Genomic DNA, 9,928 nt, shown 5'->3' with positions numbered 1-9,928 from the left:
GTCCCACAACTCGTCTGGTAATAATTTACCTGCCATGGCCTTCATCCCTCCGTGATTCGACTTGATCCGAAACACAAAAGGACATCATATTGATCCCTACTCAACAACCAACGCAAGATTAGTTTTGTCCGGTGGCTCTTACTGTTCAATGACGCCCTGAAACAGCGCCGCGCCAATCCGCACCAACGTGGCGCCCTGCTCGATGGCTGCTTCGAAGTCGCCGCTCATGCCCATCGAGAGCTCGTGAAATTGGAGATTGGGGGGCGCGACGCGCCGGAGTTGATCGCGCAGCTCTCGCAGCCGGGCGAACTCGCGGCGGGCTTGGGCAAGATCGCCTGCGCGGCTGGCGATGCCCATCAGTCCACGGATTTCCAGCGACGAAAAGACTGTCATGTTCGGCAGAGCCGGTTCCATTTCGTCGGGTTGGAAACCATGTTTGGCGGCGTCGCCGGAAATGTTTATCTCGATCAGCACGGGGATGCGGCGGTTCGAACCGGCGGCCGCTTGATTGATCGCATTGAGCAGCCGCAGGCTATCGGCCGAGTGAATCAGCGATACCAGCGGCAAGGTGCGCGAAACTTTATTGCGTTGCAAGTGCCCAACCAAGTGCCAGCGGATGGGTTGCGTACCGGCATTGGGTTTGTTGGTCGTCGGTTGCAGGGCGGCAGATTTTTGAATTGCCTCGGCCTTGGCCCACAGTTCCTGCGGACGGCTTTCGCCCAAATCGTGGCAGCCTGCGGCCACAAGCTGCTGCACGATGTCGGCGGTCACGTATTTGGTGACGGCCACCAGCGTGATTTCGTCCGGGGTTCTGCCGCTGCGGTGCGCCGCCTCGGCAATTTGGCCGCGAACCGCCGCAAGATTTTCGATTAACTTCCGCTGCGTCGTCATATTGATCGTTCGCCGTATTGATTGCTTGTGTGTGATGGCGTTATCTTAGCAAGTAATCGGAGCGTGCAAATTGTTTGTCGGCCCGTCGGCACGCATCGAATGCAAGATACCAATGCGGCATAGGAGGACCAGCATGCAGGTTCGTAAACTTGGAAATGTTGCCACGTGGGTCCTGAGCGTTTGTGGCGCGATCATTTTATTTGCCAGCCAGTTGTGGGCGGAGGAACCTAAAAATCCGGCTGATCCCACCGCCACGCTCAAGCGGCTGATGCCGAATTACGACGTGTGGATCGATTTCAAAAACAGACAGGTTGTCATGCAAGGCGAGATTTGCCTGACGCGCGGTCCGTTGGAAATGTTCGCGGTGACCAAAGGGACGAAGGAGCATGAATCGGTCGTGGCGGTCAACACCAAAGCATTTGTTGTCCATGCGGCGCTGTTGGAAGTTGGGGCCGTGCCTGGCACGACGGTGAAGTACGAACCCAAGTTTGCGCCCCCGGCGGGAACCCCCGTCGACATTTGGGCGTACTGGACGGACGATAAGGGAGACCAACACAAGGATCGCGCCCAGGATTGGGTGCGCGACGTGAAAACCAAAAAAGCAATGGAGCAAGGATGGGTGTTTGCCGGCAGCGGTTTTTATACCGATGAGGCTACCAAAAAACAGTATTACATGGCTGAGGCGGGCGATTTTATTTGCGTTTCGAACTTTCCAGACGCCATGCTGGACGTGCCCATCGAAAGCACTTCGGACAACGACGATTTGCTGTTCGAGGCCTTTACCGAAAACATTCCGCCGAAAGGAACCAAAGTGCTGTTGGTGTTAATGCCGCGGATCGAAAACAAGGGAGCGGACAAAAAATCAGACGGGGCTGACAAGGTTCTCAACGGCGCTGGTGCCGCCCATGGAGCGGATAACGCTCCCAGTAAATAAACTATTTCTGCGCAATCCGGCAATGTTCCAACATTTGTGCCGGCGTCATAACGTAGCTGACGTAGAACGGCCCGAACTCGGCGTAGCGGGCGCTGGCTTCGTCGAAGCGCATGGTGTAGACAATTTCTTTCAGAAATTGTGGGTTGCGGGCCCAGAGCGTAACGCCCCACTCCCAATCGTCGAAACCGGTCGAAGTGGTGATGAGCTGCGTTACTTTGCCGCCAAAGGTCATGCCGGTGCGGCCGTGCTCGGCCATTAACCGGCTACGTTCGGCGAAGGGAAGGAGAAACCAATTTTCGCCGACTTTCCGTTTTTTGTTCATCGGATAGAAGCAAGTCGAGGGCCACGCTGGTAGCTCGGGCATTAACCGTTGCTTCCGCATCATGCCTTCGCGGTTTTCGTACGCCTTGAGCTTGGCTTTGTAGCTGGGACTGTCGAGCTGCTCCCCTTCTTCCACCAGCCGCTGGCCATACTGTTCCAGCGTGGGCACGTATTCGGAAACTTCGGTGATGGAGGTGAACGAATAGGTAGGCACAATTGCCGAACCCAGCGGATTGGCCATCAGACGATGATGAATGGCGCCGATTTTGAGCGGGTCGGCGTCGAGCAGCATCAGGCCGAAATCGGCCTTGTGTCCGCTGACCACGCTGGTTTGCAACCGGGCGGGAGCATTTGCAGCGGCCGGATTCAGCAGTTCCGCGACCTGCTCGCATCCGCTGGCAATTTGCGCCGGGCTCATGGTCGCAAGCCGTGCGCGGTCGAACCGGTAAAACAGATGGCTGCAATGCCAGCCCTCGAGCGGTTCCAAGGAAATGTCTTGCGGCGTTGTTTCGGCCATGATTCTTCGAGGTATTCCATTGTTAAATTATTCATCTTTCACGACCGGTGACTACGACAATTTTTTTACCGTCGGCCGACCAACTGGCATCGCGAAATTCTTGATCATCGTCCAATTTTTCCAATACCTGTGGATCGTCCTGAGTTTTCGGATCAAGCGTGAATGGCCGATGCAGCCCATCGGAGACGCGCATGCCGATAAGGATTTTTCCGTCCGGTCCCCATGACGGAGATTGCGAAAGATCCGCACTGGTCAAGCGCACTTTGAGGGGTTGCGAACCACTGGCATCGGCAACGACTAAATCAAATTCACCGGAATCTTTTTTCCCGATGAAGCAGATTTTTGTGCCATCGGGCGACCAGGTTGGGTAGCCGGTTATCTTGGGGTGCAATGGATCAATCTTTCGGCTGGTCGCTTCCAGCACGTCGTAAATGTAAATGTTGTCCTGGCCTTCGTGGCTGCTGGTGCAGACTATCCGGCCGCCATCCGGGGAGAAACAAGGTTGAAAGCCGAGAATTAAGTGTTGTCGGCCCTGTCCGTCGGCGTTCATTACCCACACGCCGTCGGTCATGTCCAAACCGGCATCGGGTGGAATGCGAAACAGAATTTGCTTGCCGTCAGGCGACCAGGATGGCGTTTTGCCCGGTCCCATGTCGATCGGTTCCGAGCCATCGGTGGCGACTTTGAAAACTCGTGGGTCGTAAGTTCCATCGGTCTTCCAGCTCACGCCGAATACCACTTGTTTGCCATCGGGCGAGAAACGTGGCTGCTCGTGACGGGTGTATGGTTCGACCCGTGCGAGCGATTGCAAGTTGCTGCCGTCGGCGTTCATGATGCAAATTCTGGTTTTGCCGTCGGATAAATCGGCTAAGCCATTTGCAGAAAGGGCATGACACAAGACGAACGATAACAAAATTGCGGCGGCTATTTGCCAACGGCAACTGAGCGATCGGCAGATAGAAAATCGATTCATGGCGGAGTGCTGGCGTGTGTGATAGCTTTTGAATCCGCCTTATTCTAACGCCCAACTACGAAGAGTGGGAGTTGTCATTTTGCATTTTTAGCAGCGTTAGAATCTGTTTTCTCGGAATCGGCCTCGGTGGCCGTCGCCGACTTTGCGGTATCATCTGTATCGTCTGGTAGCAAAACGCGGAGCGGCTCGATGCTTTCTTGGGATTTTTTGACTTCCTCCAGTTGCTTTGAGAGTTCTTCGATTCGCTTCTCGGCCTCTGCCAATTTGGGTTGAGCCTCTTCCGCCTGTTTTTCGGCATCACGGCGGGCACGCAATTGCTGCTCAGTTTCGGCGCTTACATCCCCCAAAAACTTCAAACGGGCTTCGGTTTCCGCCCGGTCGATTGCCAAGCGGCTAAGTTCGTTGTTCCAGGCATCCAGTTGCTCGCCGCCGTTGGCCCGTTTTAATGCGGAGCGGGTTTTATCGAGTTCGATTTTGCTGCTCAAAACGTCCGCTTCCGCCGCTTGCATGTCGGCTGTCGGCGCGACGCCCGAATCGCGCATTTTTTTTAAGGTTTCAAGCCGCTCGGTTCGCAATTCCAGCAGCCGTTCCAAACTTTTGAGAGTGTCGTCCGAATCCGCCGAATCGTGCATTTTGATTTGTGTTTTGGCCATTTCGTTATCGATTGCTTTTTGCCGCGCATCCATGCCAACCAGCGAAAGCTTGGCCGCAATTTGCTGGCGGCTGATTTCGGCTAACTGTTCGCTGTATTTTTCAGACGGCATGCCGCTACTGCGGATTACGTCGTTTTGGGCGCGGCTCTCTTGGTCTCTTATCTTTGTCAGCTGTTGTTCGAGTTGTTGTTGACTATCGCTTAATCGCTTGGCTATGTAATCGCGGCTGAAATCCGGGAGTGCCGCAGCTACTTTTTCTATAATTCGGCGCGAGATTTTCTCTCTCAGCTGCCTGCCCTCTGGCGGAGTAATGTCGTGTGGTAATGGGATGCCACGAACCTGCAAGTCATAACCAGCATACTGACGGTCAGTTGATATTATGCTTGCGAGAGAAACATAGACAATCACGCTGGTTTCGTCGTCCCATTGGTCGGATCCAAAACCAGATAATGCTCGGACCTCTATTTGTTTACCAAGGTCCGGAAAGAATTCCTTGATGGTGTCCACAATCAGTTCAGGCCGTTGGATAAACAGCGCTTTCAGCGCGTCGACGGTATATGGTCCACTCAATGCGGACTCGCCTTTAAGGACGAGCCTAAACAGTATTCTGTTAAGTTGTGGCTGGGGCCGTCGCGGAATGGTTGCTGGGTTTGATCTTTGCACAGGGGTATTTTCTTGAGCGACACCGATTTCAGCTATGCAACTGGCGCAAATGGCCAAAACGACGATGCAATGCACCAAGTTCTTGCATTTCATAATTGTCCTCAGCTTTAATTCATTTGAAATTGACTTAACCGTTCTTTGGCCACGTCGGCCCAGTGGCTGTGGGGGAAGTTGTCGAGCACGCTTTGGTAAGCCGCTTGGGCCGGTTGTCGGGCTTGTTGTTCCCAGTAATAGTCCCCCTCGCACAAGGCGATGGCGGCGGCGCGGTCGATGGGCGATTCTTCGGTGGCGTTGTGTGAATCGATGGCCAGTTGCCGGCGATATTCGTCGCGCAGGTCTTGGCGGGTTTGTTCTTGCTGGGCGAGATTTAATTGTTTTTCCAAGGCGTCAGCTTCGACGCCCAAGGCGTCGGCTTGGGATTGCAATTGGATAATTTTTCCGACACTTAAAGCGTTGGAATGCACCAAACGTTGGTGGAGCAAAATCACAGATGCGATGACAAAGACACCGGTAGTAACGACCATGCCAACTTTCAACCGTTTGACGCTTCGCATTTGTTGCGCATGCCGTCGCCGAACTCGTTTCGGCAAATCGGCCGGGGGCGCAGGATTACCCACTGCAGCGTCGGCAGTTTGTAAGGCACGGAGGAGTGGATCGTTCTGAATCATTGCTCGATATAGGGTTTCAGCAGCTCTTCGAGTCGCCGCCTGGCACGGTTGAGTCGCACGTCAACCGCGCCGCGGGTTCGTTTTAATGTTTGAGCGATTTGTTCGATCGGTAATTCTTCCAAGTATCGCAAAACGATAATTTCCCGGTCGCGCTGGTTCAGTTTTTTGATGGCGGCGTGAACTTGAGCGATTGTTTCTGCGGTAATAATTTCGTGTTCTGCATTGCTGGACGAGCCCGTAATGGCACTCGCGCGCTCCGCTCCGGCGGCCTGCGCGTCGCGGCTAAACGGAGCGAACGGGAGATGGCGGCGGAGCCATTGCCGGCGTTGGTGGCTGCGGCAGCGGTTAATGGCCAGGCGAGTAAGCCAGGTGAGTACACTGCTGCGGCCATCGAACCGAGGCAAGTTTTTCAAGGCATCGACGAACACATCTTGGACGATGTCGTCGACGTCGGACTGCCAGCCCAATAATCGCTGCACCAGCCGGGCAATTTTCTCCTGATGAATGGTGATGATTTGATCGAAGGCCGATGAGCTGCCGACTTTGGCCTGCGCAAGCAGCGCCGTTTCGTCCTCGGCCGGAGCCGTCCGACGAATCCCGCTGGACGCGGCGGATGCGCTGGCCGGGCTGTCGCTCATGGTTAACAGCATTAGACGCATGGGGGTGGGAAATCTTACAGAAATAAAAAAGCAGAAGGCAGACAAAGGACAATTATGACTGCCGCATTATATAACACCGCAGAGGACGCCAGAGGGCGCAGAGGAAGAGCAAGCCGCTAGTTGGGCTGGCGGCCGGGAGCCACGGGACTTGGCCCCAGAGAAAGGCGATAAAGACGAGCGGACGAAACGAACGCTCATTTACCGCGAGGTGTCGGCAAAATCGTCAACCAGCCGCAAGAAGACTTCGCGGGTGACTTGGGCGGGAATCGGTTGGCGAATACCGCCGGACTGTTTTTGATAGCGACGCAGGCTGAGTTCGCCGCCTCGGCGGACCAGCAGTTCGTAGTACTGGGTACCATTGTCGTCGCGCTGCGGCGGATTGGAGCGGAGCTGAACGACGCACTGATCGGCATCGACTTCGATCGGGCTGATCGGTTCCAACAAATAGGTGAGCCGCTTGGAAAGTGAATCGGCTACTTTTTTGAGCTGGTCGATGGGGGCCGTGGCAAGCGCGTCGCTGACCAGGGTCAAGTGCTCGAACGCCAGTGCCAAGGCATCGAGAGCGACGAGGTGGGCGGTCAAACGCTGGCCGCCATCGGCAATGGCAAGTGTTTGTGACGTTTGATTCGACGCATTCAGATTGGTTAGAGCGGTTTGGGCTTGAGATTTAAGAGTCATGGCGAATCTCACAAAACAGAGGAATCAAAGGTGTTTTGCTAATGGTGTTATCGTCGAGAAGCGGGAGAGGTTATTGCAAATTATGGGCCAGGGGGGTCACACGGTCTAAAAGTCTAATCGTCGAAGAGTCTAAAAGTTTAGTTGCCAGGATGGTTGAAGGTCGTCACCGGTTATCGGTTCCTGCTAAGCCGCAAGCGGATTGTTCGGTCGGATCGCACTTCGCGCGACCAACGGTCGCGGCTTTGTAAGTTATTTGGCGGTTTCGGTCTTGTGCTCGCTGCCGTCGAACGAAAACGTAGTTTTTTTGCCTTCGACCAGGGTTTCGATATGCACGGGGCGCGTCCACAGGCGGTGCAGATTGGCTAGCGTGTCATGGGCGTAACTGATTTGCAAATCGACGCCATTGTGTAGGTGTTCCAGGAATAGCTCGCCGCGATTTTTGTAGTTGCCCTCGCGCACCTGGATGATGGGACGGCCCATGTTGGTAAGGTTGTACAGCAGCCGTTCCTTGATTTTGGGGAACTCGCGGCTTTCGATGTTGTAGGTGTCGGTGTCGTCGTGGTAGTTGAACGAGAATAGTTTGTGCTGGCGGCAAAAGTCAAGCGTGAGGAACTCGTCGATGAACATCAGGTCGTTGTAAATGCGTCGAACCTCGAAGATTTTTTGGCGGCCCAGGCCGGCGTGCGTATCCCAGGCACGGCGCTGGCCCATGTCGTCGCACTCGTCGAAATCCTTACCGAAGCGGCCGCGGTTCCAGCGGTCTTCGATGTCGCGCAGCAATTCGATGCCCAACTTGTACGGATTGAGCCGCGTGGGGCTGCTGGCCATAGTGCCGCTGTGATGATCGGCGTAATTGACGACATCGGCCGGCTCCAGCCCTTGGCGGGTCATAATGGTGCTGTGCCAGTAGCTGGCCCAACCTTCATTCATAATTTTGGTTTGGCCTTGGGGGGCGAAATAATAGGCTTCTTCGCGGATGATCGACAGCACGTCGGACTGCCAGGGCTTGAGCGGGGCATGGTCGAGAATGAATTTCATCACATCGCGGGCTGGGCCACTGGGGCGACGTTCTTCGAGTTCTTTTTCTTTCCGCATCCGCTCCGATTCGGCCAGCAAGACATCGGGCGGATTGACGAATGATTCGAGATAATGCTTGGCGGCAAAGCGACCGGCCACCGGCGATAGTTCTTCCTCGTCGGCACGTTTGAATTCGTACTTGGGCTTGTCCGCAGTGCGTTTGATAAACGGCGCATGAACGTCGATTAAATCTTCGATGCTCAGGCAGCCGTCAATAAAGTTTTCCACCTCCTCCACGCCGAACCGATCCATGTAGCGCCGCACACGATTGCCATGATTGGCCATTTCGTCCATCATTTTGCGATTGGTTTGACTGAACCAATTGTTGTTTTTGAAGAAATCGCAGTGGCCGTAGACGTGGGCCATGACCAGTTTTTGATCGGTCGTGTGGTTGGACCGCATCAAGTAGGCGTAGCAGGGATCGTTGTTGATGACGAGCTCGTAAATTTTTTGCAGGCCGTATTCGTAGCCTTTGGCCAACTGTTCGTACTCCATGCCGAACCGCCAGTGCGGATAGCGCGTGGGGAAACCGCCGTAGGCCGCGATTTCGTTGAGCTGGTCGTAATCGACGACTTCGAAAATGGTGGGATAAAAATCCAGCCCATAGCCGCGCGCGTATTCTTCCATTTGCCGCTGGATGTCGGCCAGGTAACCGGGCAACGGATCGAAATGGGTGACGGTGGCCATGATCAAGCGATTAGCGGTTAGCAACTAGCGATAAGCGGTGATCGGTCGGCGGCGCGACCAACGGTCGCGGCTTGATATCACTTTCCTTTACCGAGAAATGCTTTGATCGATTTGTAAATGCCTTCTTTGTCTTCGATTTCCGAGAGCACCAGCTTGTCGTGCTTTTCACCGAAGCGGTTGCGGAGGGCGCGGATGTATTCGCCGCTGCCGTAGGGGCTTTCCACCTGGCCGTAGCAGAACAAATTGACAGTGGGCAATAAATCTTCGGCCAACAAGCGGAGGCTTTGGTCGTTGTCTTCCCCCCAATTATCGCCGTCGGAGAACTGGAAGCCGTAGATGTTCCAGGCGGCGGGATCGAACTCGCGGCGGATGAGGTCGCCGGCGACTTTGTAGGCCGAGCTGATGCGCGTGCCGCCGCTTTCGCGGGTGTGATAAAACGTGTCTTCATCGACCAGGCGGGCCACGGCGTCGTGAATGATATAACGGACTTCGACGCCGTCGTATTGACTGTTGAGCCAGGTGTCGATCCAGAAGGCCTCGGTGCGGACAATTTCCTTTTGGTCGTCGGTCATGGAGCCGGAGACATCCATCATGTAAATGATGAGAGCATTGGCCTGGGGCTGTTGAATCGTGCTCCACGAGCGGTAACGTTTGTCATCAGGAATGGGGACGATCAGGGGCTTGTGCGGATCGTAGGTGCCGGTCGTGATTTGCCGTCGCAAGGCCTGGAAATACGTTCGCTTGCGATGGCGCAGCGATTCCGGGCCCGTGCGGCGGATGCTGTCGTACTTTGATTTTTCCTGGCTGATGGTGGCGGCGCCTTTGGGCTCGATGTGGGGCAGTTCCAGTTCGTCCCCCAGGATGGCCGCCAATTCTTCCAGCGGCACATCGACTTCCAGGATGTGCTGGCCGGGCTCGCTACCGGCGTGGCCTTTGCCATCGCCTTTATCTCCGCCGCCCCCGCCGGCAATGGGCTGGCCTACTTCGCCATCGCCCTGCCCTGCTCCGCCGGAGCCGTTTTTTCCATAGCGAAAGTGTGGCACGTCGAGTTGCGGCAGCGGGATGCTGACCAAGTCGCCCCCTTTGCGGCCGATCATCTCGCCATGTGTGATGTACTTCCGCAGATTTTCGCGAATTTTGCCCCGCACAATGTGGCGAAAGCGACGATGATCGTGATCGATGTTAAGAACCATAACAGCTAAACCGC

General features: G+C 55.2%; 10 protein-coding genes. 1 reads left to right on the top strand and 9 read right to left on the bottom strand.

From position 1 onward, the window contains the following. Positions 1 to 138: 138 nt before the first annotated feature. Positions 139 to 891, bottom strand: a complete 753-nt coding sequence (locus tag VMJ32_03870; protein HTQ38138.1) for a YggS family pyridoxal phosphate-dependent enzyme — start codon at positions 889 to 891, stop codon at positions 139 to 141. 133 nt (positions 892 to 1,024) lie between these two features. Here VMJ32_03870 and VMJ32_03865 point away from each other — a divergent pair, with 133 nt between their 5' ends. Then, the gene (locus VMJ32_03865; protein ID HTQ38137.1) at positions 1,025 to 1,825 is read left to right on the top strand and encodes a YdjY domain-containing protein; all 801 of its coding nucleotides are present in this window, start codon (positions 1,025 to 1,027) and stop codon (positions 1,823 to 1,825) included. A gap of 1 nt (position 1,826) precedes the next feature. Here the strand turns inward: VMJ32_03865 and hemQ are convergent, their stop codons facing one another. The 8 genes from hemQ to VMJ32_03825 form a co-directional block, all read right to left on the bottom strand. After that, positions 1,827 to 2,663: a hydrogen peroxide-dependent heme synthase gene (gene hemQ, locus VMJ32_03860; GenBank protein HTQ38136.1), complete on the bottom strand. Its 837-nt coding sequence runs from the start codon at positions 2,661 to 2,663 to the stop codon at positions 1,827 to 1,829. Between the two features lie 31 nt (positions 2,664 to 2,694). Beyond that, a complete protein-coding gene (locus VMJ32_03855) occupies positions 2,695 to 3,636 on the bottom strand; it encodes a hypothetical protein (GenBank protein ID HTQ38135.1) in 942 nt (313 codons plus the stop codon). Between the two features lie 74 nt (positions 3,637 to 3,710). Beyond that, entirely contained in the window at positions 3,711 to 5,045 is a 1,335-nt protein-coding gene (locus VMJ32_03850) for a hypothetical protein (GenBank protein HTQ38134.1), read from the bottom strand. A 14-nt stretch (positions 5,046 to 5,059) separates the two neighbouring features. Next, positions 5,060 to 5,506, bottom strand: a complete 447-nt coding sequence (locus VMJ32_03845) for a hypothetical protein (GenBank protein ID HTQ38133.1) — start codon at positions 5,504 to 5,506, stop codon at positions 5,060 to 5,062. Positions 5,507 to 5,616: 110 nt separating this feature from the next. Beyond that, the gene (locus VMJ32_03840) at positions 5,617 to 6,279 is read right to left on the bottom strand and encodes an RNA polymerase sigma factor (GenBank protein HTQ38132.1); all 663 of its coding nucleotides are present in this window, start codon (positions 6,277 to 6,279) and stop codon (positions 5,617 to 5,619) included. Between the two features lie 198 nt (positions 6,280 to 6,477). Then, positions 6,478 to 6,957, bottom strand: a complete 480-nt coding sequence (locus VMJ32_03835) for a hypothetical protein (GenBank protein HTQ38131.1) — start codon at positions 6,955 to 6,957, stop codon at positions 6,478 to 6,480. Between the two features lie 249 nt (positions 6,958 to 7,206). Continuing rightward, entirely contained in the window at positions 7,207 to 8,721 is a 1,515-nt protein-coding gene (locus VMJ32_03830; protein ID HTQ38130.1) for a SpoVR family protein, read from the bottom strand. Between the two features lie 77 nt (positions 8,722 to 8,798). Next, a complete protein-coding gene (locus VMJ32_03825) occupies positions 8,799 to 9,914 on the bottom strand; it encodes a DUF444 family protein (protein HTQ38129.1) in 1,116 nt (371 codons plus the stop codon). Between the last annotated feature and the right edge of the window lie 14 nt (positions 9,915 to 9,928).

Source organism: Pirellulales bacterium (assembly GCA_035499655.1).
Taxonomy (GTDB): domain Bacteria; phylum Planctomycetota; class Planctomycetia; order Pirellulales; family JADZDJ01; genus DATJYL01.
The sequence above is the reverse complement of the archived record's forward strand: the minus strand, read 5'-3'. Positions and strand labels throughout refer to the sequence as shown.

What these genes read in the sequence shown, in the direction of transcription:
- hemQ (HTQ38136.1), bottom strand. Translation starts at nt 2,663, where the DNA reads ATGGCCGAAACAACGCCGCAAGACATTTCCTTGGAACCGCTCGAGGGC.
- VMJ32_03845 (HTQ38133.1), bottom strand. Translation starts at nt 5,506, where the DNA reads ATGCGAAGCGTCAAACGGTTGAAAGTTGGCATGGTCGTTACTACCGGT.
- VMJ32_03865 (HTQ38137.1), top strand. Translation starts at nt 1,025, where the DNA reads ATGCAGGTTCGTAAACTTGGAAATGTTGCCACGTGGGTCCTGAGCGTT.
- VMJ32_03830 (HTQ38130.1), bottom strand. Translation starts at nt 8,721, where the DNA reads ATGGCCACCGTCACCCATTTCGATCCGTTGCCCGGTTACCTGGCCGAC.
- VMJ32_03825 (HTQ38129.1), bottom strand. Translation starts at nt 9,914, where the DNA reads ATGGTTCTTAACATCGATCACGATCATCGTCGCTTTCGCCACATTGTG.
- VMJ32_03835 (HTQ38131.1), bottom strand. Translation starts at nt 6,957, where the DNA reads ATGACTCTTAAATCTCAAGCCCAAACCGCTCTAACCAATCTGAATGCG.
- VMJ32_03855 (HTQ38135.1), bottom strand. Translation starts at nt 3,636, where the DNA reads ATGAATCGATTTTCTATCTGCCGATCGCTCAGTTGCCGTTGGCAAATA.
- VMJ32_03870 (HTQ38138.1), bottom strand. Translation starts at nt 891, where the DNA reads ATGACGACGCAGCGGAAGTTAATCGAAAATCTTGCGGCGGTTCGCGGC.
- VMJ32_03840 (HTQ38132.1), bottom strand. Translation starts at nt 6,279, where the DNA reads ATGCGTCTAATGCTGTTAACCATGAGCGACAGCCCGGCCAGCGCATCC.
- VMJ32_03850 (HTQ38134.1), bottom strand. Translation starts at nt 5,045, where the DNA reads ATGAAATGCAAGAACTTGGTGCATTGCATCGTCGTTTTGGCCATTTGC.